The sequence below is a fragment of the Nocardia anaemiae NBRC 100462 genome (genome assembly GCF_001612725.1).
GTDB classification, from domain to species: domain Bacteria; phylum Actinomycetota; class Actinomycetes; order Mycobacteriales; family Mycobacteriaceae; genus Nocardia; species Nocardia anaemiae.
Genome location: NZ_BDAZ01000021.1, coordinates 1 through 23,952, shown reverse-complemented (window position 1 = coordinate 23,952; position 23,952 = coordinate 1). Strand labels below are relative to the sequence as shown.

Sequence of the window (23,952 nt, the reverse complement as noted above, 5' to 3'; positions counted from 1 at the left end):
CCGGAGCAAAGCTGGGTGCCAAGTCGATCGATCCTTAGTGAACACGGGAACCATCCGAAACCGTTCCCGCAGTGCGGAATCCATCTGCAGGGCGGGATAGGCCCGTCGTCGGCCGAAGGTTTCGGATGGGGCGGAGGCCCCGGTCCGACACGAGGTCGCACGTTGTGAAATAGCAACGGCCCCGATGCAGCTCAGAGTACGATCGTTCGATCCTGGGGTCACTGAAGTACACCCGAATGGGTGCTGAGGGCGCTCGGCCGAAACGCTGGCCGTGACGACGGCGACCAGGGCAACACGTACACCGACGTGCGCGATCGCGCAGGGGGCTGATGATGGCGGGACTCGATTTCGGCAAGTTGACCAAGCGATCGGTCGTGGATTCCGCCACCGAACCGCGGCGAATATTCGCCGCGCTGCCGGCTCGCGACCCGAAGTACGCCCGACCGTGGGATGTGCAGACGCAAGTATGGGATCGCTGGCACGAGCGCCGCACCGAATCCGACCTGCTGGTCAAGATGAACACCGGCGGCGGCAAGACGGTCGTCGGGTTGATGATGCTCAAGAGTTGCCTCAACGAGAGCGCCGGCGCGGCCGTCTACATCACACCCGACATCTTCCTCGCCGACCAGGTTCGGGGCGAAGCGAAGGCCTTGGGCATCGAGACCACCGACGATCCTCGCTCAGGTCGGTTCCAGGCCGGGAAGGCCATCCTCGTCACCTACGTCCACAAAGTGATCAACGGCTTGTCGGTCTTCGGTGTCGTGGGCGACACTCGGCAACACATCGAGATGGGCTCAGTGCTTGTCGACGACACTCATGCCTGTTTGGCGACCTTGGAAGACCAGTTCACCCTCACCATCCCCCGCGGCCACGCAGCCTACAAACCACTTGCCAACCTGTTCGATCACGCCCTGCGGGACCAGTCGCCCTCGGCGCTCCGAGACCTGGCCGAAGACGTTCCCGGCGTCGCGCTGCGGATCCCGTACTGGGCCTGGGCGGATCACCGCGAACAGGTCCTCAACGCCCTGCACCCGCACCGCGCGAGCGACGAGTTCAAGTTCGTGTGGCCCCTCATCCACGAGGTTCTGCACCTGTGCGATGTAGCGATCAGCTACGACGAGATCGAGATCAAGCCTCCCTGCCCACCGATCGACAGGATTCCCAGCCTGGCCGCCGCCAAGCGCCGGATCTACCTGACCGCCACTCTGGCCGACGACAGCGTCCTGGTCACGCATTTCGGCGCCACACCGACCACGATTGCCACGCCGATCACCCCACAAACCGCCGACGACCTCGGCGACCGCATGATCTTGACCCCGCTGGAAACCCACCCTGGCACCACCGACGAGGAAGTACGCGACTTTCTGGTCGAGCAGGCCGAGCGGCACAACGTCGTGGTCATCGTGCCGTCGCGCCGCCGAGCCGCGTTCTGGAGGCAGGTTGCCGACGCCGAACACGACAGCCAGAGCATCCACGACGGCGTCCGGGCGCTGAGAGAGGGGCACGTCGGTCTGGTGGTATTGATCAACAAGTACGACGGCATCGACCTCCCAGGTAACGCCTGCCGCATCCTGGCCCTCGATGGGCTCCCCGAGGCATATAGCGCCCTAGACCGTATCGAAGCTCTCGCTCTGGACGAGAGCGACGCGATGATCACACGGCAGATCCAGCGGATCGAACAAGGCATGGGTCGCGGCGTTCGGTCCAACGACGACCACTGCGCGGTCCTGCTGGTCGGCTCGAAACTCACCCAACGCCTGCACAAGGCTGGCGGCGTGGCCAAGTTTAGCCCGGCGACTCGAGCCCAGCTGACTCTGTCTGGGCAGGTCGCCGACATGCTTCACGGGATGTCGTTTAGCGAGCTCGGCAGCGTGATCGACCAGTGCCTGGACCGGGATCCGGAGTGGGTTACGGCCAGCCGTGACGCCCTTGACGGCGTCACCTACCCAACTACGAGCACTATCTCGCCCATTGCCGTGGCCGAACGGGAGGCGTTCCGGATGGCTGAGCTCGGCCGCTACCGGGACGCCCACGCGAAGATGCGCGAGGCAATCACTGCCGCCCGCAGCGATCGGAGGCACGAGGGCTGGCTCAAGCAGCGGGCCGCCAGCTACCTGCACTTGGTGGACCCGGCTGCCGCGTTGCAGATGCAGAAGTCCGCGCAGACCGACAACAAGGCGGTGCTGCGCCCCCGGGACGGAGTCGAGTATCACCGTATAAGCAGCATCGCCGACCAGTCCCGGCAGGCCACCGAGTACCTGACCACGCGCTACGAAAATGGGAACGACCTGATCGTCGGGGTTGCCGCGGTCCTGGACGACCTCATGCCAAACCCGGACCCGGCCAGCGTGCCGATCTTCGAGCAGGCCGTGCATGAGCTCGGCCTGCATCTCGGGTTTGGTGCGCAACGACCTGAGCGCGACACCGGGGAAGGTCCGGACGTCCTGTGGTCCCTGGGCGAGTTGGCATATCTGGTCATCGAGTGCAAGAGCGGCAGCACGACAGACGCGATTTGGCGCCACGACGCCGAGCAGCTGTCTCACGCGATGGACTGGTTCGACGAGAAGTACGACCACACGTGCAGCGCGACCCCGGTGCTAGTCCACAACACCAACATGCTGCACAAGCAAGCCTCCGGCCGACCTGGGGCCCGAGTGTTCACCTTCGCCAAGCTCGCCAAGCTCCGCGAAGCCATCAGCAAGTACGCCGCAGCACTGGCAGCTGACAACGCCTACCAGAACACCGACAAGACCAGCGCTCAACTGGCGACATGGGGTCTCAACAGCAAGTCCTTCGTCCAGAAATGGGGCGTGACGCCGCGTAAGCCCTGACCGGTGTTGGGTTTGTGGCTAACGGCTGACCCAGTAGCCGTTCAGGTCCTCATTCGTTGGTCGCGGGCTTAACTGCTACGCGTGGTTGACCGGTCATGTCGGTGAAGCAAGAACTGACGGTCAACCTGATGTCGGTCTGCCCGAACACCCCAAATCCTGGCCGCCCGCGGAACTCGTCGGTGTCCTGCGGCCGTACCTGTAAGCGCAGCAAGCGTTTACCGGCTGCTCGCACCGAGGAGGAGCGATGTCCGAACCGCCGAACCGGGAGATCACGCTGGCTATCCGTATCGATACGGCGCGCCAGCATCCCTGGGCCAGTGTGGTATGTGGACCGGCGAACAATCTGAGCACTATGCCGTACTCATCAAAGAATTCGAGGAGTACGCAGCGGCTGACGATCCGAGCATTGCTGCTGTCGGTGATGCGGGGGTTGGGATGTTCACGCGGGCCAGAGAGGATTCTCTAGCGCGTGAACAGCAGCGCCGTATTCGAGGCGATGCTTGATTGACTGCAGCTCCCGACCCTGCGTATCCTGCCGGCCTATCGAACGGGCAAGCGCTTTAGGGGGTGAGCGTCCGGAAGAACTTTAAAAGCTGATCTCGAACAACATCGAATGGATTCTTCCCATCATCCACCAGACGCGCCATTTCGATCATGTCATCGTCAGTCAAAAACGCAATCAGCTTTCCATCCTTGACCCAAGCGCGTCGACGAGCGGCTAAGGCCGAAGTATTCGGACCCTTTCTGGACACGAGAAGGCCGAACATTCTAAACGCCTTAGACCACAGGTAGTCCGCAAGTTGGTTTACTTCGTTCTGGCCAATTTCGTCACTATAGTTCTTGAATTCAGCAACGACGAAATGAGTCCGGTAGTCCGCTCGAATCTGTGCCCATGACGATCCCGTTTCCGGGATGTCAAAGACAGCATCCATGATATCCAAGCCATCTTCAGTACGCGTCTGAATCGTGGGTGGGTCCAGATGCTGCACAAATATCTCGGTCAGCGACTGTGCCGCCAACTTTTCAAAAAGTGTCCAGCCAGACTTTCCGAGAGGAACCGTAGCGAGTCGTTCCGTCACTTGACGCTCGAACGTCAGTTCGGCCGATCCCTCAGGCTCTGCGAAAAGGTCGGAAAGATCTCGCGCCTCTGCTCGCTGTCCGATCAGCTCGGCAATATCGGGATAGCGATCCAGCAACATGTGCAAGTCAGTCCGACCCCACCACCTGATTTTATTTTCATCGAGCAACCATTGAGAGCTAGGCCCAAGATCCTGTGAAGCCACGTAGAAAACTTCGTACTCAGGAGACTGAACACGAAGCCGAGTCGCTACATCTACAACGTGCCGAGCAACCTGGGCCGATGCTGCTTTTTTTGCAAATTGCTTAACAATGACGACAGCACGCGTACCATCTGGCGCCGTCCCAATGGCGTCTACGCCACCGTCCCCTCCACGACCATGACGAGCCGGTACCGATAGCTCGAACCCCTCGCGCCGAAGCAGTAGTACCGCAAGCACCTCGAAGGTCTGCCAATCGAGGGTATCGAGATCAAGCACCGTATCCTCCCTTAGGGCCGCTGACGACTACTGAAGCCCAAGCGTCGGTAAGCCTATGACGTCACGCGACCCTGCGTATCCCGCATCCGCACCCCTCGTTCCTTGAGCCGTGCCCAGACCGTCCCGTGGTCAACGCCCAGCTTGCCGGCGATCCTGACCAGCGACCATTGCTGCTCGGCGTACAGCTCCACTGCCTCCTCGATCTGCTCATCGCTCAAGCCTGTTCGCCGCATCTCCACGCCCATCCGGTGGAGGTGCCGATGCCGACGTAGGTGCTTAATTTAGGCAGGCCGCGCCATCCTTTTGATGGCGGCCAGTCCGGCTTCACCGTGCCAGCGATCTATATAGCTCAGCCAGAACGCTGCGAATATCTCGTCGCGCCGCCCATTCCATATTGTCTCCGATTCCAGGTCGCTCAGAGCGCTAACCAAACCTTCCGCCTTGGCGAGGATGCCTTCACGTCGCGCTTCGTCGGCGTAATCTTCAGCTGAAGTGAACGATGACCATTTGTAGTGAACGAACCGGTTTCTATCTTCCGAAATACGATCGATGACTGCAATGAGATCGTCAGAAATAGGACGGAGATCTGCAACTTCCCACAAGGCCGTTAGTTTCGTGCGAAGCCTCAGCTCTCGCAGCAGTGAGACAATCGTTTCGCGGGAGTAATTCGCCCACTCAAGCTTCATGCGCAGCAGCGAATTCACATGATGCTCAACCCAGGTCGCATACAGCGTTACGGCCACATGCGAGTAACCTGCTTTAGCTTCGCTTCGCGCACGATCGAGTAGAGTTTGACGGTGGTCCAATACGATGCTAACGGCGGAGCTATCTCCAATTGAAGCCAAATTACTTTCGAGTTCCGTCACGATTTCCGCTACGGGCCTGTCGCCAATTTCAATGGCGCCGTCTTCCACGTTCGCTTCGATCACCATTTGAATGCCAGCGAACGTCAGGGCCGTAAACTTTGACGCCGGTTTTGTCTGACTCCTCATATGTTCGCAGAATTCCGTCAAATCCGCATCAGACATTTCGTTCGCTATGCGACTGAAGACTTCCCCGTGCTCACCCATCTGATCAGAATAAGGAAGACTCGGATCGGGCGTCCAGTGGATATACGTTGGTAAGCCGCCATACGGGCCTGATCCACCGCCCCGACCACGAGTTGTACAAGCAAGGCTCAGGCGTCCGTGGACGACGTGGGCGCCTCCAGCGAAGATGCACATGCGCGACTACCGCCCGCTAAATTCGGCGAGTGCTAGCCTGTCGGCGGAGTTAATGATCGGGGGTTCGTCCGTGGGCGAGTTTAGGTTCGAGCAGGACCTGGTGCGTGCGCTGCTGCGGGAGCCGCAACCGGATCTCGCAGACCTTGAACTGCGAGATGCCCTCTGAGGGCGATGTTCCGGTATTTATGCGACAGCGTCCTGGAACCAGTTGTCGTGGGTGCCGTCGGTGAATTCGGCGGCGAGGTCACGCAGGATGGTGCGGGGGTGGTCGATGATGTGCTTCCCGTCTGCGATCAGGTCGGCGAGGTCGGTGCGGGCCCGGTCTCGCAGGTCGCCGAGGAACCCGGGGGCCCAGCCGATACGGACCGCTCCGTCGAGTTCGTCCTGCCAGGCCCGGATCTCCTCTTGCAGGATGTCGGCGTCGAAGTGCGTCTTGCGCTCGCGCTCGCGGATTACGCGCGTCAAGGGGTTGGTGCCGCCCTTGACCGGAGCGCGCCGACACGAGAACAAACCGGACAGTATTCGAAATTATGTTCGAACCGCGCGGTATTCTTGATGGATGATCGTCCGTCTGCTCTACACCGTCGACGGCAAAGTCGTACCGCCCGATCAGCTCGTCCGCACCGAACGCGGATGGGTCGAGCCCGCGCCCGTGCGCTGCTCAGCGGGCCACATCCTCGGCGCCAACAGAGTTCTTGTCGGCTGGACCCCATGCGTCGCGCCCGGTCGGAGCGGGCACCGAACACACGCCTGCCGCCGATGCCGCGCCGTGGTCTACACCCCGCCGCTCGACCGCAATTGCTCGTGCTGGACAGGAGGAACAGTATGGAGCCAACCATCGAACGGTTAGTCACAGTGGTTGTTGACGCGATCCCGCCAGGCAGCGACCTCACGGTCGCCGAGGTCTATCGGGCGGTCTGCGCTGAGATGACCTCGCCGCCATCTCGGGAGCAAGTCGAGCAGGTGGTCGATTTTCTGCACACGCCTGGACTCCGGTACGAACCCGGCGATGTCGGATGGGCCGTCGTCTTGCGGCTGCGCGATCTGGAGTATCTGGCGGACCCGGCGCGGGCCTACGATCCGCCACCGCCCGGCGATGACTGATCGAGATCACCGATCCGCTTGTCGGCACGAAGCCGCGTAAAGGCGTTGTGTTTGGGTCGCAGCAGGTACCAGGCGGGATGTGACTACCGGCTCCAGCCTTGTTGATTCATGCGCTCGTAGTAGGCGTCGTCGGCGGCTTGGATTTCCTCTTCAGTCATCGCCGTCGGGGTGAGCGCCGTGGGCTCGGCCTGGCCGAGTGTTTCGCGGATTGTTCGCAACCCGGCCTCGACCCGGTGGTCTTGTGTGAGCGGACGCATCGCTCGCTCTACTTTCGCTGCTACGTCTTGCTCGGCGGCGGCGGTCGCTTGCAGGATCATGCTCGCGAGCTTGTCTCCCCATTGCAGGGCGCTGCGGCCGAGCTTGAGATCGCGTAGGTGCCCGCCCGAGTCGACGATCGCGGTGATGGCGCCGTTGGCGGCAGTGCCGCTGCCGCGGATCTTGGCCAGCGCTGCTTGTACTTGTGTGGCTTTGGTTTTCATCTCCTCGAGCGCGGCGTCGATGTCAGGGTCATCGGTCACAGCAGGTCCGCGAATTCGGCTTTGATGTGGGGTTTATTGGTGGTCTCACTGATGAAGTGTAAGGGGCTCTGAGGCGGGAAATAGTCGTCCTTTATCGTCGGTTTCGTAGGATCGGCGCCGCGGGCCCGCAGCAGCCGTATCGTGGCGACAGGGTCGCCGCCGTTGGCCGTGGCAGCCCAGTAGATCGCGGGCATCCCTTTTGCGGTAAGTGCGTCGACGTCGGCCCCGGCATCGAGCAGCCGTTCCACGGCCGCAGGGTTGGCTTCCTGTGCGGCGAAATGCAAAGGGGTCCAGTCGTCGTTGTCGCGGACGTTGACGTCCTCGGTGGCGAGCAGGTGCTCGATGGCGTCGAGATCACCGTGCAGGGCGGCGTAATGCAGTGGGGTGCGGCCCCATTCGTCGCGTTGGGTCATCTACTTCTGTTCCCTTCTGCCGCTTCGGTTTCCGGTTGAATCCTCGATGTGGAACCAGTCGGGGTGGCTGTTGACCTGTTTATCCAGCTGTTCCTGGGTCCAGCCGTTGGCTTGTGCGTCGGCGATCAGTTTCCGGTTCTCGTAGCCGCTGTTGTGGCCGAAGTCCCAGCCCGGCTTGACCGGGTATCGGACCCCGTTGGCTTCGTCGATGTAGTATTGGCCCTTCGGATCCTTGGGTAGCTGGGTGATCTCGGGGTGTTTGTCGTAGTTCTTCTCGATCGGCACTTTGACTCGGGGCTCGGACTTGACGGTATAGAAGTCCTCGGTGGCATCGCCAGGTCTTCGCCACTTTTCGGTGTTGTTGACGATCGTGTCCTTGGTCGGCTTCCACAGATTCGGGCGGCGAAGCTTCGCCCACGAGGTGAACGGCCCCGGCGCGACCGCACCATCCGCGGCGGCGAGTGCCGGTCGCGCCTCGATCAGCGGGATCAACGCTTCCGAGCCGCGGGCGAGGGCTTGGGACACCGCGACCGGAACGCGCACGGTCTCGACCACGCCCACCAGGGCGCGAATCATCGTCGCGATGCGCGCCCCGTAGACGCTGATCGCGATCGCCATCCCGCCCTGGGCCGCGAATGCCGATCCGCCGCCGGTGAACGGGGCCGCGATCCAGCCGAAGGCTTGATCTACCGCCACCAACGCTACGAGTTCGACGAGTGCGGGTTTGATCGCGCTCTTGGTCTGCTCAACCGAATTCGCATACGAGTCACAGGAAGTCGCGAGTTCCTCACACACCCCCGCCAGCGACTCGAACTCACCTTTGACGATGTCGGCCTGCTCGAGCGCCTGCTCGGTCTCCGGACTCTGCTGCGCCTCGATCAGCTCCCGCGCTGTCGGCAACGGGGCCGCCGATACACGAAGACCATTGGCCATCGTTCGCCACGCCGCGGCCATCTTGCGCAGCACATCCGGGTGACCGTTCGGCCACACCTCGCCCTGAACCCAGTCACGGACCAAGGACCAGCCCGTCGGCTCCGCGTCATGGCCGCCATACGCGGCCGGAGGCTCGGGCGGGTTGTAAACCTTGAGGGTTCCCGGCGGAAATACCAGGTCATTCGGGTTCGGTTCCGGCGCCGATTGCGAATTCGCGTTCGCGTGATTGGCGGCGGTGAACTGCAGCAGGTCATGCATCTGCCCGACCGCCAACGCGAGGTCACCGAGCGCGTCGACGGTGCTCCACGCGGCCGGGTCGTAGTCGTTGGTCCATTTCCGCCCGGCGTTGTCCGAGCCAGCGCTCCCACCCGCTGTGGCCAGCACCTTGCTCAACGTGTCGACGTTGTAGGTCAACGCGTTGTGCACGCCCTCGTACACGTCGGCGGCCTTGGTGAACCCTTGCGGGTCCACCTGCACAGGAGGAGCCATCAGGGCCACATTCCGGTGTTGGTTTCGATTGCGGCACTGTAGTTTTGGTGTGCGGTCTTGGCGACATCGCGGAGTTCGTCGAGGTTTTCCCGCATCTCATTCACCCCGGCCACCCACTTTTCGTGCGCCACCCGCTGCGCTGACGCCGCCTGGCTCGACCACGTCAGATGCAAATCAGCGATATGCCCATCGACCTCACCCAGCCAGTCCTCCACACTGCGGCCGAACTTGTCCATCGTGTCTATAGCGGCATCGAGCTGCTCCAGATCGACCCGGTAGCTGTCCTCACTGGTCACGGCAGATCCAACCCCTGCAACCCGGTAATCGCGTCACTGTTCGTCGTATCCCGCAGTTCGTACTGGATCGCAGCCTCAGACAGGCTCGCCGCGGACTGCTCCAACGCGGCGATCACCGTCTCGGCACCGTGCTTCCATTCCACCCACGACTCGTCGTAGGCGCTGGCCGCTCTTCCCTGCCAGCCGTCGACGAGCAGCTCTTTGCCGATCGTGTCGTCAAGTTTGCTGAGTTCGTCTCGGATGGTTTGTGCTTTCCCGGCGGTAAACCGCGCCGCCTCGCGTAGTCGGTCCACCTCGACCTGGAGTTCCCCGGACACCCCCGCCTCCCTCCGTCGTGCAGCTCGCCTCTGAACTATATGACGCAGCGCGCAACCGCCCGGTTCCACTCGACAGCCGGAGCGCCGATCGAGCATGCGATTGCCAGGACAAACACCGGACATCCACATGCCATCGGAGTGGCGCGCCAGCCAATACGGTCCTTTCCCTTGCTCGAAAAACGTTGCAGGCCAGCTTTTTACACAAACCTCATCGGCGACATCTTCGACAGTTGCACACTTTAGCCGTCTCAAGCTGGCTGACGGTACTGCTACGCAGCCTCTTTCGACGTCTGCGGCCCGCTTCCTTTGCCTACCTTGCCATCTGGCGTTGAGGACTCGCCGCTCTGTCGCCTAGCGAGTCGATCAGCTTGTCGATCTGGCAGCGGTAGCCGGCTTGTGGTATCTGCTCCAATTCGCTTTGGCCTATGGCCTTTTCGACTTGCGCGGGCGTTCATGGCCGCGACCAGTGCGAGCGGATCAACTCCCGCCTCGAGGGGCGGCGCGGTGCCGATCCAGCTGCGGGGTCGCAGAGGCCCGGATGATCTGGAACGCGCGTAGGCGGTCAATTCATCCTGGGACCAACCGGTTTCGCGGTGAGAGGCTGGGGTCGCCGCAAAACTACTTGATCGGTGTGCCGGTGCCGGGCAGGCTTTGCCGGTGACGAACAGTTCTGAGGATCTGCGTTTGTGGGATGCGGCCGCCGACAGCTATACAACGACGGTGTCGGGTCCTGCCGACAGCTTCTATCGGCGGATTCATGAGTTCTTGTGGTCGCACCTGGGTCCGGTCGCCGACCTCGATGTCTTGGACGTGGGGTGTGGGCACGGTTGGCTGGCCGAACAGTTACGACGGGCCGGAGCCCGCGTCACGGGCATCGATGGCAGCCAGGCTCTGTTGACCACCGCACGATCGCATTACCCCGAAATCGACTTCCACCAACATGATCTCATGCTCGGCCTGCCCGACCCGGGCTGCCGATACGACAGGATCGTCGCGCACATGGTTCTCATGGACGTGCCCGTTCTGGACCGCCTGCTCACCGATGTCGCGGCCGCATTGCGCGCCGGAGGCGTGTTCGTCTTCTCGATCCTGCATCCTGCCTTCTTCAGCCGCGACATCGTCGACGAAGGACCCGAGGGACAGCGCTACCGCAAGGTCACCGGCTACCTGGAGCACGAAACACGGTGGATCGAATCCTTCGGTGGGCACCGTCATTACCACCGCCCGCTGGCGTGGTACGCCGAGCAACTGACCGCCCACGGTCTGGTGATCACCGGAATCCACGAACCACCATCCCTGCCGCACAACGACATTCCAGGCACCGAGTGGACTGAATATCAGGAGTGGTTCAGCACCATCCCCACCATGCTCGCGATGTCGTGCAGCCCATCTGATCGAACAACGAAACTGCAGCGAGGCTGACTGTCGAGATGCGCTGCGGGCCCGCCACCCACCACCAGCGGGCCATGCGCCGGTCGAACTCAGCCACCACCGAACGTGCTCAACTCGGCTACCGGACATGCGGTCGCGGTCTAATGATCGGTCCGCATGAGGGATCTGGAACATGGAACCAGGTTCTGCCTGCCTTGTGACCGGGGAGGCGTCCGGCTTTGAGTTGCTCTTCGTACCAGCGGCGTGACTTGCGCAACGCGCAAGCTCCGACCGAAAGGGATATGTCGGCTCGTGCGGGACTGCGGGAGCCGGTTCGTCCGGCGGTAACGGCTGAGTGCCGGGTCATCTGTCATCGTCGGCTCTACCCCGGCAGCTCGGCGGCCCGAACCGTGCTTGCCATCGTCGCGTGTCCGGGTGACTGCGGGTAGATCGCCCCCTGAGCAAACGATAAACCTGTGTGCGTCAGGGGCATTGGTCGTACCTTCTTCACGAATTGCAAGGCATCGCCCTTTCCGATAGGAAGAGCAATTCATAATCCTCTCGTTAGCAAATTCCTTTAGGCGACGACTTCGAAGCCGATCCTTCCTTCCAGGATTGGTCCGGGTGTGACCTGTCGGTCATCGACGCTGCAACGTTGCTGGACTGATGGTTACAAGGCGTCGAGAGCGAACGGTAGCGCAATGGAAAGATCATCTGCGGCATCCACATCCGCGTCGTTGACTACTCGGATACGGCGTGTTGCACTCGCGTGTCTGGCTGCCGCACGGTGACTAGGGAACTGGGGGGCCGGAGTATGGCTTGCCGATTGCGGTGACGAGGTAGACGTCCAGCGCCTCGGTCTGCGGAGCGATGCTGATCCGGTAGGAGCGGAGCTCGCCGGTCGTGATGTCGCGGTGATGCAGAAGGTCGTCGGTGTCGCGGCCGTAGTTCACGGCAAGGCTGGCTGCCCACAGGCGTCGGCATTCCTTGTTGGGTCCGAGCTGCCGTATGAGGTCGCGGGCTTGTTGGGAGTTGCGGTAGATGCCGAGGATTGCCTTGTTGTAGGCGACCGAGTGAGCGGCCTCGCGGTTCCAGTCGACGAAGACCTTCTGGGCGACGGGGCTGAAAATCCAGGTCGGGATGGAATCGGTCTTCTCGATGCTGGGCAGGGCGGAGCGAAACAAGTTGTTGCAGGCCAGGATGTTCCACATCGGATCGACGTACGCTGCGAACACACCCCGTCGCTCGAGGTCGTCGAGGTGGCTTATCCAGTCGACGTTGCCGGTCACGCAGTGACGGAGCTTGTCCGTTGGGGCGAGATCCTCAGCCGGGGCGCGTAGTTCGCGCAGGTGACGTCCCAGGAGCGAGTCGACCTTGTAACCGTCGATGATCGTCTCGAGTGTCTCTAGTTTCGGCACATACCTATCGGTTTCTATCTCGAACAAGTATGAGGCGCTGATGCCGTGACGGTCGCGAGCCGTGAAGCGTGATAGACCCAGGTCGTCTCTGATTAGTCGCAACGTGGTTCCCAGTGTCGGGATGGACAGTTGCGGCCTTGGCCTGGCGTTGTTTGAACGGTGTGCGGGATTCCGGGTCACGGAGTCCCCCCTTTCCGATGTCTTCCGCTGTGAGATGAGCGGAGATATGATGATCGGTTGCCCCCATGCACCGGCTTTGTGTCTACCAGAACAGCTAGGACCCGGCAAGATCTTTCCACCTGAGAGAAACCGACGGTGTTGCTGCGTCGCGGGTTCGGTTGGCGTGCTTGCACATCGAATCATGGTGCCGCAGAGATAATTCCCGAAAAATCGTCTTTGACAATAGGGTCGTGAAGTGGTCGGCAAACGTCCTGGATACGGACGCTATTGCAACTTGATGATCCATTCCTTACCGAAAAATAGGAAAGCGTAAACCCTAGCGTTCCAGGGCGTTTCACGGTTTGGATATGAAGTGCAAGTCCAAACCGATTGAAAGGAAACCGCATTGGAGAGGTGTGCTTGTGAGAAAGAGATAAAGAGAGGAAGGAAGTGAGCTGAGTAGTAGAAGAAGAAGTGTAGGACGCGAGGAATGCGGGTGGGTGGATGAGGATGATGTGTGGAGACGTGGTGGGCTGAAGAGTGAGGAGGCATGGTGGTCGGGAGGGTGCTGGTGCGTGGGGCCGGGTCCGTACGCGCGGTCCCGGCCCCTGGCCGTCGGCGGCGCGAGCGCTCAGGTGAGTGGTGCGGCAATGCGCGTCCACCCGGCGGACTCGCAGGCGTAGTGACGGTCGTCGATGGCGACGACGTCGCCGACCGACAGCGACCGCAACGGCTTCGCAGCCCAAGCGTCGGCGTGGGCATGGTCGTCGGGGTGCTCGGGGTGGCCATTGAACGCGGCGAAGGCACGTTCGAGGATCACCGCGTCGGCCGAGGGACCTGCGGTGGGGACGGTGTACTCGTAGGCGAGGACCAGCGGCGCGGTGGGGGTGTAACCGTGGAGCAAGGAGTGCGGGGCGCGGTTGAGGAACACGCGCACGGTGACCGTGCGGCGCTGTTGTGTGAACGCGCGGTGCAGCATTCGGGTGAGGCGGCGGAGGCCGGTCGGGGGTCGGTGCATCACGTGGGCTCCTGAAGGTTGGGGTGGTGGACCGGTCCGCCGTGGGCGCGAGGCAGCCACGGCGGACCGGCGATCAAGGGGTTAAGCGGGATGTCGGGTCAGGCCGCCTGCGCCTGACCGGGGGCGGGCGGGGACGAGGCCGAGGTCGATCCGGCAGGTGAGGCAGTAGTTGTCGGAGTGGATGACGGCGTATCGAGTGCAGCCATCGCAGCGGCCGTGACGCTGATCGGCACCCAACCTCACCCGCCCCTTGCGCACGGTGGCGCGGGGACGCGGTGCTACCTCGGTGGCGGCAACCTCGGCGGCGAGCTGGAGCGGCTTGGCCGGGTTCGGGGTCAGCTCGGGATGGGTGGCGAGGAAGCGGGTGATGTGGCGGCAGATCGAGTGTGGTGCTGCTCGGTGCCAGACTTCGACGATCAGGGCATGCGCGGCGGCGGGATAGGTGGCGGCGAGGAATTCACAGCGAGAGACCACGAAGTCCTCGACGGTGAACTCCTCGGGCAGCGGCGCGATCCCGGGACGTCCATCCGCGCGGCAGTGATCGCAGAGCCCGTCATCGGAGACTAACTGACCGGCACGGATGTGGATGGGTCGCTGGTCGGTCATCGGGCGTTCGATGAAGCAGGACACGCACCGCCATCCCATGACCGGGACCATCGCGGCGTCGTCGTAGTCCAAGCCGTTGCCCTGGTTCGGGATCTCCGGTCGTGCGTCGTCCCGCACCCGCAACCCGGTGCGGGCATCAGCGAACGCCTTCGCCTCGTCCTCGGTGATCCGGCCGCTGCGCTGCGGCGCACCGCCCGGCCCGCGTCGGCGCGAGCGCCGACCCCGTGACGCGGTGTCGTCGCGGCTGTCGAAGTAGTCGCTGGTGCGTTCGTCCCACGTCTGGTCGGTGTGCTCGCCGTCGCGGTCGCGGCGGGCAGTCCAGGCGGCGCGGTGCTGGTTGTCGTACTGGCCCGCGACATAGTTGACGTAGACGCGGTCCCATAGCTCGGTGGCTTCGGCGTGGTCGCGGGCATAGCGGCGGCGCTGGCGCTTCTCGCGTTCCTCCTCGGAATCGGGATCGGGCACCGGAACTTCGATCGGGCGCTGCGGCGGTTCGGGCGCGGCGTCGGGGTCGGCGATGGTGGTGCCGTCGGTGAACATGCCGCTGGACACGTACCCGGTGATCATCGCCTCGGTCGCGATCGCATACGGCAGCAGGTGCGCACGGTGATCCCCGGCAATGCTCGGCGTCGGGACCGGGCGGGCCTGCGTGCGCGCGGCAACTTTGCCGGGGGCGTTGCGGGCGGCGTCGGTGGCTCGCGACGGGACGCGGTGGGTGATCAGCGGGCGGTAGCGGTCACGCACCGGCATTGGCGGGAGTTCGGCGGAGGTGTAGGAGACCTCGAAGATCTCGGGCAGCTCCCGGGTGTGCAGGCCCGGGTCGGTGTCGGGGGCGCAGCGGTTGATCAGCTCCCGGTGTTCGGCGTCGGCGGCCTTCCATATCGCGTCGAGTCGTTTGTGCGCGGTATCGAACGGGTAGCGGGTGAAGGTGTCGACGAGATCGTCGAGGAACGCACGTTCCTCGTCGGTGGCGAGAGCGAGCACATCGGGGAACATCTCACGCGCGAGGCGCGGGCTGTCGACGTGGAAGAGGCAGTCCAGATGGAACAGAGCATCGAGGAAAGCACTGGGCATGACGAATGTCCTGTCTCGCGAGGAAAAAGGAAACCCACCCCGGGAATCGCGTGCGCTTTTCGCAACACGAGGGGTGGGCGGCTGGTCGGGTGACCCGCCTGAAGGGCGATCGACCAGGGTGGTGAACGACGCGGCGGAGGGAACGCGCCGAAACGGGTGGGCGCGAATTTCCCGCGCACACAACCCAACCCACACCCAGCCCACTGGGCGTCGCGCCGGAGGGAAATTCGTGCACGCACGGGCGCGGGCACGCAGGCGCGGCGCGCGCCACCCTGGTAGCCCTTCGGTCAGGCGGGGCGCTCGACCAGACGAACACCCCGGACACCCGACCTGACCCTGTTGTGTTCTTCCTTCGCGAGATGGGGGTCAGGCCACCAACAGCGGACGATCCGCGAAGTAGGCGTCGGCGTCGGCTTGGAGGCGATGTGCGGCGTCGCGGGCACGGTGCCGCAGCACTACCGCCCCGGTGGGCGGTGGTGTGCGCCGAGCGCGGCGGCGCGCGATCGCCTCGGGCGTGGTCCGTGCCGCCTCGGTCGCCGCGGTCGGGATCGCGTGCAGGCGAAAGTCGTCGGCGAGATCACGGACCGGGGTCCGCGCCCACCGACCCAGTTCGACCTCCACCGGTACCTCGACGGCGTCAGCGGTCGCGTACAGGCCGGTATCGCCGTCGGTGATCTCACCGGGTTCGAGCTCGGGTGCGCCGAGTCGGGCGCGTGCGATCGAAACGACCCGTGCCAGCGCCGTTTTCGGGCTGTGGGCAAAGGCCCGGTGGATGAGTCCGAGAAACGCCCAGTCTTCGGCAGTGACGCCGTTGAGCGCTTGGCGGAACTCCAGGCGCGCCCGGTACGGTTCGGTGTCGATCAGCTCGGTGAGGGCAGCGATATCGGTCAACAGCGGGGTCACCGCGATCGCGGGACGGGAAGGAGAGGTCATAGTCACATCGGCTCCTGATCACGAAAGTGGAATGGATAGAGCGGGATTCGCTTCGGTGGACGACAAGTGCCCGGCGGCGTCAACCGCCGGGCACCGTGTGGTGAGCAGGTAGTTCAGAACTGGGGGTCGTTGTTGCCGGTGCCGCCGCCGAAGGAGCCCGCGCCGTTGACCGCCCACGGGTCGTCGGTCTTGCTGGTGCCCGCTGCCGCGCCGACCAGCTCTGCGGACCGGTTGTCGGAGTTCGGGCCAGCGTCCGAGCGCCCGAAACCGTTGTCGCCGTTGGTGCCCCGCCTGACGCGGTTGGGCTTGGCGGTGGCGTAGCGCAGCGACGGGCCGAGTTCGTCGACTTCGAGTTCGACGACGGCGCGGTTCTGGCCGTCGGGGGTCTGCCAGCGGCGCTGCTTCAGTCGGCCAGTCACAATCACGCGCGAGCCCCTGGTCAAGCTCTCCGCGGCGTTCTCCGCGGCGTCGCGCCAGAGGTTGCAGCGCAAGAACAACGCCTCCCCGTCTTTCCACTCCCCGCTGTTCGGGTCGCGGAAGCGGGGCGTGGAGGCGACGGTGAAATCGGCGACCGCCACACCATTCGGGGTGAAACGAAGTTCCGGTGCGGCGGTCAAGTTGCCTATCACGGTGATGACGGTGTCTCCGGCCATGGGGTGTGCTCCTTCACTATTCGCGGCGGATGTGGTGTGCGACCACGGTGTGGTGCGGTGGTCAGGGACGTGTGTGGGGCGCGGCGTCGACGGCGGCGATTACTTCGGTGACGGTGGTGACTGGGCGGGCACGGCCGTCGTTGATGGGCCGCGCACGATGCTCGGCGGGCAAGGCACCGATCGGCATCGTCGAGGGCCGGTAGTCGCCCCGATTCCACGACCGGGAGTGGTTACAGTGGCGGGACGCCGACTATGTCGTGTGTGAGCTGTGCGAGGGCTTCTCGCCAGGTCGGGTAGTGCTCACCGATGCGGTCGTCGCCGATGAGGTGACCCATCGCGTACACCCATCCGTCGCCATCGTCGCTGAGTGGCGCGACACAGACGATTCGGCGAGCAGATGCTCGAACGCCGTCCAGGTTTGTCCGCCGACAGCGATGACGACCCCGCGTGCGTACTCGATCAGATCGGAGCTGGCTTTCAGGTGGGGGCTGAGCGTGCGCAGCAGCAGGGTGTCGGCGTCCTGGCGGTTTATGGGGACTGAGCCCTCGGCATGTCACTGCCTCGGCTGGTCGTGGGGTGTGATGGCCTCGATGAACCGCAGCGGCAGCAACACCCCCGAACCGCGGCGATGGCCGATGACGGTGTGGTGGCGGTGCACCCCGTGGACACGGACACGGTCGTGGCTATGCCCGCCGACGGTGGTGATCGTGACCGCGGCGGCGGCGTGGCGGAGCCGGTGCAGTTCGACGGCGAACAACGCGATCACCGGATCGGGGTCGACATCGGCGAGGTGTGCGGTGTCGGTGAGAATGCTCAGCCGCTGGCGCAGCAGATCCCGGACGTGGGCAAGCTCGTCAACGCGGGTGCGGTCACTGAACCAGCCATCGATACCGGAGACAAGGTGGCGCAGGAACGCAACCTCGGTCACATCGACAGCGGGTGGAAGGGTGCCCTCGGCGCTCATCGCCGCACGCTCGGTGTGGGCCGCCGATGGTGCCGGGTCGCGAGCGCGGCGGTGAGGTTGTCGGCATCCGCGGACCCCAGATCGGCGTAACCCCAACCAATTCCCACGTCGTGCGCCTCACCCAACACCGGAGGCATCCCACGGCCGTCGGTGGCGTAGCGGCCGTCGAGACGCGACAGTTGCGGCAGGACGCATGCCAATTGCGGATAGGGCATGAGCAGAGCCTCCTTTCAGGAGAACGGGCAACCGAAGTGCCAATGCGCGGTGGACGCGGTACCGCAGCGGCACGGTTCGGCGCACGGCCGCGGGGCATGGTTGTGGGGGCGGCAGCCGCACGACCGAAGGTGGTGTCGGGTCAGCAGGTGGGTCCGGTGGGGCTGAAGGTCAAAAGGCCGCGCACCCACAGGGGCCGACCAGCCCTGCGCCTTCGCGGGCAGCATCCGGGTGAGTTGCCGCGCAACCGGTCACGGAAGTCAGTGACGACCCGGCCCGCAGCGGTGGGCGCTCAGGCCAGGTTGATCGCAGCTGCGCTCGGGCGGAAAGGGTGGTGCGCCCGAAGGGGAGGGGCGCACCAACCCCTTGGGGTGCCACGCGGTGCGCCGGGCAGGGGTTGGCGCTGGCGTGGACGTTGCACCGGGTGAACGCAGAAAGCGACCCCCAGGGACCCCCGACGAGTGAGCTTAGCTGCCCTGCCGGGTGCCTCGTGAGGGAAGCCCAAACTCAGGCCAGCGACCACACCGGTGCGTGGACTTGTCGTGCCGGGCGGCGGGGCTCAGGTCAGCGGTGATCGTGTGCGCTGGCGCAGCATCAAGGCGTCGGTGACGTCTTGATTGTCGGGTCGGTCCGCCGTCCGCAGATCACACAGGGTCCAGGCCAGGCGAAGCACGCCCTCGGCTCCACGGGCGGACAGACGCCCGACCTGCAGAGCAGATTCGATCGGGGTGGTCACCGCCGTCGGGTACGAGAAATCGTGACGCAAAACCGTGCCCGGCACTTCGGCGTTGCTGGTGTACCCATGTTCGCGCCACCGCCACGCCGCCGCTGCACGAGCTGCGCTCACACGCGCACGGACGGTCTCACTGGTTTCTCGGGCGGGGGCAGTGAGCCCAGTGGTGTTGTGGGACAGGTCAACCCAGATACCAACGTGATCGGTCCACGCACCGGCGAGTCGGTCGAGGTAACGTCGCCGGGTCACCGGAGAACAGCCGCAACCAGTTTCGGTGGCGGCCCCGCACGGGCACAGACAACTCGCGACAACGAGTTGGAATCGGGCCGGGTAGCGGGTGATGGCGTCGCGGCGGGCGATGCGCACTTCACCCTCGGTCAACGGTGCCCGCAGTGCTTCCCGTACGCGGGTGCCGAGTTCGGTGACGTCATCGAGGAACAACACGCCGTGATGGGCGCGGCTGAGGGCGCCGGGCAACGGCAGGGTAGAAGAGCCGCCGCCGAGCATCGCCGAGACAGAGCTCGAGTGATGCGCGGCGACATACGGCGGCATCCTGGACACGCCCTGGTCGGGGTCGGCTCCAGCGGCTGAGGCGATGGCGGCGACCTCCAGCGCCTGGGCATCGGTCAGGGGCGGCAGAATGCCCGGCAGACACTGCGCCAGAAGGGTTTTCCCGGACCCGGCACCGCCGAGTAGAGCGAGGTGATGCCCGCCGGCGGCGGCGATTTCCAGCGCCCGCTTTGCGTGTGAGTGACCAGTGATATCGCCGATATCGGTTGCCGGTAGCCGATATTCGGGGACAACCCGGTCAGGTGTGGTCAGTGGTCGTTGGCGGCGAAGCCACCCCACAACCGCACGCAGGTCCGGGGCGGCGAAGATGTCGATCCCGTCGACGGCGGCGACCTCGGTGAGTGTTTGCTGGGGGACGATGACGGTCCGATGGTTGTTCTGACGCGCGGCGAGCACGGCGGGCAGGAGCCCGCGGCAGCGGCGCAACCTCCCGTCGAGTGCCAGCTCGCCGAGGAACACCACGCTGGTTCCCCGGTCGGCGGGGACCGCACCGGATGCGGTGAGCACGGCAACGGCCAACGCAAGATCGTGCGCGGCACCCGACAACGGGACCGCTGCGCAAGCCGCAAGGGTCACCCGGCGGTCGGGCCAATGCTCCCCGGAGTTGGTGATGGCCGCGCGAATACGGTCACGCATCTCCGCTCCGATGCCCTCGATGCTCGCGGTGACCGACGGCAGGCCCGCACCGATGTCGGCGTGGACTTCGACGACCTGACCGGTCACACCGGACACGGCCACGGAGTTACTGCGCCCGAGCGTCATCAGAACACCTCCTACCGATGGCTGGGGAGCGAGCGAATCTGGTTGTGCGCGTACGAGACCGCAACGAGGGCGAACCTGATGGTGGTGGCTGGGGCGGTGAGGACGGGTTGTTCATGATCACCTCGAATCTGGATCAGCGGACACGGTGTTGGGCGGGGTGGTGATCAGGAGGGAAGGTTCGCCGACGGGTGCGGCGGTGAGGGCGATGCTGGTGACGCGGTCACGGGCTGCGGGTGTGTGAATGCGCACCTCGATACGCGCTGTGAGCGCGCCGGGTGCTGGGGATCCGGTGTGCCAGGGTTCGAATCGGTCCTCGTCGAGCGCGGGCAGGTTCGCTCGGATCCACGCCACGAGCTCGGCGGCGCTACCGATCACTACAGTGCGGTGTGGTCTGGAGCCGCACCGCTCGTCGGATCGGTGTCGAGGTCGATGCCGAGGTCGGCGGCGATCCCCAGGCCGCTATAGGCCAATCGACGCAGGGTGTCGGGGCGCATTCCGGTGTGTAGCGCTGTTTCCAGCAGAGTCGCCATGGAGTGTGTGGGGTCGGCGTAGAGAGCGGCCTGAAGGGCGATGCCCGCGAGGGGGCCGTCACCACGGATATAGGCGCTGTAGGCGAGAAGGGTTGCGGCATCGGCACGGTCACTGCCCGACAACGCTCGCGTCAGTGCGGCCCACAGGTTTTCCGCGGCGGCGGCGTGCTCGCCGACGGCTAGGGCGAACAGCGAGTCGCGCACGGTCCGATCGCGCAGCGCCGCAGCCAGTTCTGCGCATGCCGGGGCGGTGAGCGCCCCACCGGAGTCGGTGTCGGCGATCTGCCACAGGATGTTTTCGAGTGCGCGTCGGTGATATTCGTCGGGATCGCCGCGCCGGACCGCGGTCTCGTAGCGTTCGTGCGCGAGAGCGTGGGCGCTGTCGAGATGAGCCGTCACCTGCTGGACCAGTTCGTGGTCGGGGGTGACCAGATCGGTCAGCTCCGAGCGGTCGCCGCGGATCGGGCGCCCGTCGAGCACATGCGCTACCGTCACCATCGATGCCGCCGGATCCGGCAGCACCCCACGACGATTCGCCTCCAGCAGGCTCCACCACCGCTGGTCTTTCTCGATCGCACGCACGGCCCACGCGCCCTCGACGAACACCTCCTGCTGTGCGAGCCGCCGCGCGAACGAAGCGATGAGCGCGGCCCACGGCCCGGTACTCACCGCGCCCTGTCGGTGCGTGCGGCGCGATTCGCGCACCCGATCATCGACGATTACCGCGAGCACCTCCGAGGCCCCCTCCGCGGCACAGATCTGCGCCACAGCCTGTGCGTATACCGCGGCCAGACCACGCCGACTCCCGCCGTCGGTTTCGAGATCGAAGCGCAGCACCGCGTCGATGATCGGACTGCGGCCCGGATTCGGTGCATCCCGCAGCACAGCGACTACCAGGGACCGCTGCGGTACGAACCCGACCATGGCGGGCACCGCGACAATCAATTCCCCGGGGTCATCGACGTGCAATCGATCCGCGGCCGTATGGTCCTTGGAGGTGTGGCTGGAGGTTGGGGGTGTTTCGGTGCTGGCCGACCACGCGGCGTCATCCGTGTTGTTGTCGGGCATAGGTTTTCGTCTCCTTCGCAATGTAGGTGGTGGGTGCGGTTCGCCAGGGGGTTGGCCGTGCCAGGTCCGGCCGCTCGGCTCGAGGAATGCGACCGGTTGGCTCGATGCCGCGGCAGGAGGCGCGGTGGCCTCCCGGTAGGGCGGATCAGGGGTGCATGCGGCCGGTGGGGTGTGGCTCGACCGGTGGTGAGGATCAGCGGGCGGCCCTGACCTATCCAGGCGGAATGGACGTTGCGGTGGAGTGAAAGTCGGCCCTGCTCAGGCGATCCCCGGTGGAGGCGGGAAGCCCAGTCACGGCCGAGGAGGGCGTCGAACCATTCCGCGCCGACGGTGAGGCGATCACGATCGACGACGACGGCAAGGACGTCGGTGTGCGGGCCCGCTGCCCCCGCCTATCTGGATGTGGACGAGTTCGAGGTGTGGCGGGATTCGGGTGATCAGCCGTACTGCTGCAAGACGGTGGACACCGCGGTGCACCAGGCGGCAGCCCAGCGGCGCGCCCGCGCGGGCAGTATCCGGGCCAGACGCCGCGCCACCGGTCCTCGGCGCGGGCGTTTTCTGATCAGGTGTGCTGTGATCGGGTCATCGTCGAGGTCGACGCGGTAGGTGTCGCCGTCGGGTTCGATGACGTCGAAAACAGTGGTTGTCGAGTCGGGCGCACGAAAGATGTCGAACGCCGCGAACGCGGCCGAGACCGGATCATCAGCACTGACGTCGATCTCCCAGCGGACGTAACACTCGGGCACGATAGGGCTCCTGATCCGAGGGCAGGGGATTTAGGGGCGCAGCCGTCGGGGGCGCGCGCGGCTGTAGCGGAATCCGTTGCTGACGGCGCGGTGCGCTTCGGCGGCGGTGAATCCCTCGACGCCGATGTGGGCCGCGGCGGCGTCAGTGAGGACGGTGCGGGCGTCGTGTTCGCTGACTTCGCCGGCGGCCACGAGCCGCCCGAGGACCAACGCGGAGCGGAACAGGGTGTGGTTGCGCAGGTGCACCCGCGCGCGGGCGACTCGCTCGGCTTCACCGGCCAGGATCGCCGCCAGATACGAATCCGGCGCCACGGCCACCGACCCGCTCCAACCACCGCTCGGTGCCGGAGCCGGCGGAGGCGGAATGATCCGTTGGATCAGCATTTCGGGAAGAACGGCGACCGGCCGGTTCACGGCAACGGTGTAATCCCCGTGGGGCGTACGGGATCCGGGCGCGACGATGTAGCCGCCGTGCCCGCGGGAATCGATACCGTCGCCGATGCGTGCCACCGTGCACCGCAATATCGGCTCGTTCGGGGCACGGTAGTACACGTGCCAACCAGCTGGGGTGGCGATGGTCAGCGTCGGTGGCGCGGGATAGGGCAGATGGGCGGCGAGCCGGGCCAGGGCCTCGGTAAGGTCGAGCGCGGGCGGGCTCATATGACGCGCGTCGAGATCGATCACGTGCAGCCCGCTGGGCGGGCCGGTCTGGATCGCGACGTTGTAGCGCGGGTTGTAACCCCACCAGCGGTGGATGAGATCTTCGTCGGTGCTGGCGAGTTCGGGCCAGCGTTTGATCGCTGGTTTCTTCCTACCCGGGCGCAGCGGGAACACCGGCCAGCCGCGGGCGGCGGCAGCAAACGCCACCGCCCGCAGATCCGGGACAGCGGTCACGGGATGGACCTCCTACATGTTCGAAGGAAGGACAACCCCCGGCATGCCGGTACGCGCGCGGTAATGAACGGGGCCGCGCACCGGCATGCCGGGGTGGCCGGGGAGGTTGGTCAGGCGGCTTCGGCCTGCTCCTGCTCGTCGGGTTCGGTTGCGGCGGTGTCGATGTCGATGTCGTCGGAGTTGACCTCGCCGAGGGCGGCGAGTTCGACGGGCACGAGCGGGTGGCCGAGTTGGCTGAGGAATTTCAGGTAGTGGCGCACGCCGCGGTCGGCGTAGCGCCATAGAGTTTTCTCGCAGCGGCTTTCGTAGGCACCGAGGACGAGCGCGAGCACGATCACTTGGGCGCGGGCCGGTTTCGCCGTGTCGAGGTCGGCGAGCACCTCATCGCGACCGCGGAAACCCTTGATGCCCAACAGTTCCAGGGCCGTGCTGAAAGCGTGGTACTCGCTGAGCAGCCCACTGTCGGAGACCAGCGCCTGGGCAAGGAACACCGGAGCCTGCACCGGTGGGGTCTTGCGCGTCAACAGCCGCGCCACGAACTCGGTACGGGTGGTCTTGGC

The 23,952-nt window shown here is 64.9% G+C and carries 25 protein-coding genes and 1 pseudogene; 4 read left to right on the top strand and 22 right to left on the bottom strand.

Annotation, left to right across the window (positions count from 1 at the left end; genetic code table 11):
- Positions 1-332: 332 nt before the first annotated feature.
- Entirely contained in the window at positions 333-2,831 is a 2,499-nt protein-coding gene (locus NA5_RS14475; RefSeq protein WP_062986022.1) for a DEAD/DEAH box helicase, read from the top strand.
- A gap of 560 nt (positions 2,832-3,391) precedes the next feature.
- Here the strand turns inward: NA5_RS14475 and NA5_RS39265 are convergent.
- The 4 genes from NA5_RS39265 to NA5_RS14450 all read right to left on the bottom strand — a co-directional run bounded on the left by NA5_RS39265 (position 3,392) and on the right by NA5_RS14450 (position 6,120).
- Positions 3,392-4,387 (bottom strand): restriction endonuclease, encoded by a 996-nt coding sequence (locus NA5_RS39265; protein ID WP_084484122.1) that lies wholly within the window; start codon positions 4,385-4,387, stop codon positions 3,392-3,394.
- 53 nt (positions 4,388-4,440) lie between these two features.
- The gene (locus NA5_RS14460) at positions 4,441-4,605 is read right to left on the bottom strand and encodes a hypothetical protein (protein ID WP_218020096.1); all 165 of its coding nucleotides are present in this window, start codon (positions 4,603-4,605) and stop codon (positions 4,441-4,443) included.
- A 63-nt stretch (positions 4,606-4,668) separates the two neighbouring features.
- Positions 4,669-5,457 (bottom strand): hypothetical protein, encoded by a 789-nt coding sequence (locus NA5_RS14455; protein ID WP_062986014.1) that lies wholly within the window; start codon positions 5,455-5,457, stop codon positions 4,669-4,671.
- Positions 5,458-5,793: 336 nt separating this feature from the next.
- The gene (locus tag NA5_RS14450; protein WP_062986012.1) at positions 5,794-6,120 is read right to left on the bottom strand and encodes a hypothetical protein; all 327 of its coding nucleotides are present in this window, start codon (positions 6,118-6,120) and stop codon (positions 5,794-5,796) included.
- Between the two features lie 345 nt (positions 6,121-6,465).
- On the opposite strand from NA5_RS14450, the gene NA5_RS14445 reads away from it, so the two are divergent.
- Positions 6,466-6,714 (top strand): hypothetical protein, encoded by a 249-nt coding sequence (locus NA5_RS14445; protein WP_157110412.1) that lies wholly within the window; start codon positions 6,466-6,468, stop codon positions 6,712-6,714.
- A gap of 83 nt (positions 6,715-6,797) precedes the next feature.
- Here NA5_RS14445 and NA5_RS14440 read toward each other — a convergent pair whose 3' ends face one another.
- From NA5_RS14440 to NA5_RS14420, 5 genes are read right to left on the bottom strand one after another with little or no spacing between them, the layout of a single operon-like run.
- Entirely contained in the window at positions 6,798-7,232 is a 435-nt protein-coding gene (locus NA5_RS14440; RefSeq protein WP_062986008.1) for a YbaB/EbfC family nucleoid-associated protein, read from the bottom strand.
- Positions 7,229-7,645 (bottom strand): ankyrin repeat domain-containing protein, encoded by a 417-nt coding sequence (locus tag NA5_RS14435; protein ID WP_062986006.1) that lies wholly within the window; start codon positions 7,643-7,645, stop codon positions 7,229-7,231. The genes NA5_RS14440 and NA5_RS14435 overlap by 4 nt, the downstream gene beginning before the upstream one ends.
- Positions 7,646-9,067 carry a WXG100-like domain-containing protein gene (locus NA5_RS14430; protein ID WP_157110411.1) on the bottom strand — a complete coding sequence of 474 codons (1,422 nt, stop codon included), beginning with the start codon at positions 9,065-9,067 and terminating at the stop codon, positions 7,646-7,648. It lies immediately after the preceding gene.
- The gene (locus NA5_RS14425) at positions 9,067-9,363 is read right to left on the bottom strand and encodes a WXG100 family type VII secretion target (RefSeq protein WP_157110410.1); all 297 of its coding nucleotides are present in this window, start codon (positions 9,361-9,363) and stop codon (positions 9,067-9,069) included. Before NA5_RS14425 ends, NA5_RS14430 begins: the two co-directional genes overlap by 1 nt.
- Positions 9,360-9,680, bottom strand: coding sequence for a WXG100 family type VII secretion target (locus NA5_RS14420; protein ID WP_062986002.1), 321 nt, complete (start codon positions 9,678-9,680; stop codon positions 9,360-9,362). Before NA5_RS14420 ends, NA5_RS14425 begins: the two co-directional genes overlap by 4 nt.
- Positions 9,681-10,337: 657 nt before the next feature.
- Here NA5_RS14420 and NA5_RS14415 point away from each other — a divergent pair.
- Positions 10,338-11,102 carry a class I SAM-dependent DNA methyltransferase gene (locus tag NA5_RS14415; protein ID WP_062986001.1) on the top strand — a complete coding sequence of 255 codons (765 nt, stop codon included), beginning with the start codon at positions 10,338-10,340 and terminating at the stop codon, positions 11,100-11,102.
- A gap of 740 nt (positions 11,103-11,842) precedes the next feature.
- On the opposite strand, the gene NA5_RS40355 is transcribed toward NA5_RS14415, so the two are convergent.
- From NA5_RS40355 to NA5_RS14390, 5 genes are all read right to left on the bottom strand, one after another.
- Entirely contained in the window at positions 11,843-12,832 is a 990-nt protein-coding gene (locus tag NA5_RS40355; protein WP_157110409.1) for an MmyB family transcriptional regulator, read from the bottom strand.
- A 427-nt stretch (positions 12,833-13,259) separates the two neighbouring features.
- Entirely contained in the window at positions 13,260-13,646 is a 387-nt protein-coding gene (locus NA5_RS14405) for a hypothetical protein (RefSeq protein ID WP_157110408.1), read from the bottom strand.
- Positions 13,647-13,727: 81 nt separating this feature from the next.
- Positions 13,728-15,326, bottom strand: a complete 1,599-nt coding sequence (locus NA5_RS14400) for a hypothetical protein (RefSeq protein WP_062985995.1) — start codon at positions 15,324-15,326, stop codon at positions 13,728-13,730.
- A 366-nt stretch (positions 15,327-15,692) separates the two neighbouring features.
- Positions 15,693-16,259: a hypothetical protein gene (locus NA5_RS14395; protein WP_062985993.1), complete on the bottom strand. Its 567-nt coding sequence runs from the start codon at positions 16,257-16,259 to the stop codon at positions 15,693-15,695.
- Between the two features lie 113 nt (positions 16,260-16,372).
- Positions 16,373-16,912, bottom strand: coding sequence for a single-stranded DNA-binding protein (locus tag NA5_RS14390; RefSeq protein ID WP_062985991.1), 540 nt, complete (start codon positions 16,910-16,912; stop codon positions 16,373-16,375).
- A 367-nt stretch (positions 16,913-17,279) separates the two neighbouring features.
- On the opposite strand from NA5_RS14390, the gene NA5_RS40350 reads away from it, so the two are divergent.
- On the top strand, positions 17,280-17,453 hold the full coding sequence (locus NA5_RS40350; protein ID WP_157110407.1) for a hypothetical protein: 174 nt from the start codon (positions 17,280-17,282) through the stop codon (positions 17,451-17,453).
- A 12-nt stretch (positions 17,454-17,465) separates the two neighbouring features.
- Here NA5_RS40350 and NA5_RS14385 read toward each other — a convergent pair whose 3' ends face one another.
- From NA5_RS14385 to NA5_RS41295, 8 genes and pseudogenes are all read right to left on the bottom strand, one after another.
- Complete coding sequence (locus NA5_RS14385) at positions 17,466-17,876, bottom strand: hypothetical protein (protein WP_062985989.1); 411 nt, start codon at positions 17,874-17,876, stop codon at positions 17,466-17,468.
- Complete coding sequence (locus NA5_RS14380; protein ID WP_062985987.1) at positions 17,873-18,091, bottom strand: hypothetical protein; 219 nt, start codon at positions 18,089-18,091, stop codon at positions 17,873-17,875. The genes NA5_RS14385 and NA5_RS14380 overlap by 4 nt, the downstream gene beginning before the upstream one ends.
- Before the next feature lie 557 nt (positions 18,092-18,648).
- On the bottom strand, positions 18,649-20,154 hold the full coding sequence (locus NA5_RS14375; protein ID WP_062985985.1) for a YifB family Mg chelatase-like AAA ATPase: 1,506 nt from the start codon (positions 20,152-20,154) through the stop codon (positions 18,649-18,651).
- Between the two features lie 117 nt (positions 20,155-20,271).
- Positions 20,272-20,529, bottom strand: coding sequence for a hypothetical protein (locus NA5_RS41300; protein WP_062985983.1), 258 nt, complete (start codon positions 20,527-20,529; stop codon positions 20,272-20,274).
- Positions 20,529-21,752: a DUF4192 domain-containing protein gene (locus NA5_RS14365; RefSeq protein WP_062985981.1), complete on the bottom strand. Its 1,224-nt coding sequence runs from the start codon at positions 21,750-21,752 to the stop codon at positions 20,529-20,531. The genes NA5_RS41300 and NA5_RS14365 overlap by 1 nt, the downstream gene beginning before the upstream one ends.
- Before the next feature lie 437 nt (positions 21,753-22,189).
- Positions 22,190-22,498 (bottom strand): hypothetical protein, encoded by a 309-nt coding sequence (locus NA5_RS14360; protein ID WP_062985979.1) that lies wholly within the window; start codon positions 22,496-22,498, stop codon positions 22,190-22,192.
- 30 nt (positions 22,499-22,528) lie between these two features.
- Positions 22,529-23,392, bottom strand: a complete 864-nt coding sequence (locus NA5_RS14355) for a bifunctional DNA primase/polymerase (RefSeq protein ID WP_062985977.1) — start codon at positions 23,390-23,392, stop codon at positions 22,529-22,531.
- A 110-nt stretch (positions 23,393-23,502) separates the two neighbouring features.
- Positions 23,503-23,952 (bottom strand): annotated as a pseudogene (locus tag NA5_RS41295) (ParB/RepB/Spo0J family partition protein); the annotation flags it as partial.

Coding starts and splice junctions, on each gene's coding strand:
- NA5_RS14405 (WP_157110408.1), bottom strand. CDS start 13,646: ATGCACCGACCCCCGACCGGCCTCCGCCGCCTCACCCGAATGCTGCAC.
- NA5_RS40355 (WP_157110409.1), bottom strand. CDS start 12,832: ATGATTCGATGTGCAAGCACGCCAACCGAACCCGCGACGCAGCAACAC.
- NA5_RS14365 (WP_062985981.1), bottom strand. CDS start 21,752: ATGCCCGACAACAACACGGATGACGCCGCGTGGTCGGCCAGCACCGAA.
- NA5_RS14375 (WP_062985985.1), bottom strand. CDS start 20,154: ATGACGCTCGGGCGCAGTAACTCCGTGGCCGTGTCCGGTGTGACCGGT.
- NA5_RS14430 (WP_157110411.1), bottom strand. CDS start 9,067: ATGGCTCCTCCTGTGCAGGTGGACCCGCAAGGGTTCACCAAGGCCGCC.
- NA5_RS14390 (WP_062985991.1), bottom strand. CDS start 16,912: ATGGCCGGAGACACCGTCATCACCGTGATAGGCAACTTGACCGCCGCA.
- NA5_RS14400 (WP_062985995.1), bottom strand. CDS start 15,326: ATGCCCAGTGCTTTCCTCGATGCTCTGTTCCATCTGGACTGCCTCTTC.
- NA5_RS14435 (WP_062986006.1), bottom strand. CDS start 7,645: ATGACCCAACGCGACGAATGGGGCCGCACCCCACTGCATTACGCCGCC.
- NA5_RS14395 (WP_062985993.1), bottom strand. CDS start 16,259: ATGACCTCTCCTTCCCGTCCCGCGATCGCGGTGACCCCGCTGTTGACC.
- NA5_RS14380 (WP_062985987.1), bottom strand. CDS start 18,091: ATGCCCTATCCGCAATTGGCATGCGTCCTGCCGCAACTGTCGCGTCTC.
- NA5_RS14475 (WP_062986022.1), top strand. CDS start 333: ATGGCGGGACTCGATTTCGGCAAGTTGACCAAGCGATCGGTCGTGGAT.
- NA5_RS14455 (WP_062986014.1), bottom strand. CDS start 5,457: ATGGGTGAGCACGGGGAAGTCTTCAGTCGCATAGCGAACGAAATGTCT.
- NA5_RS14385 (WP_062985989.1), bottom strand. CDS start 17,876: ATGAGCGCCGAGGGCACCCTTCCACCCGCTGTCGATGTGACCGAGGTT.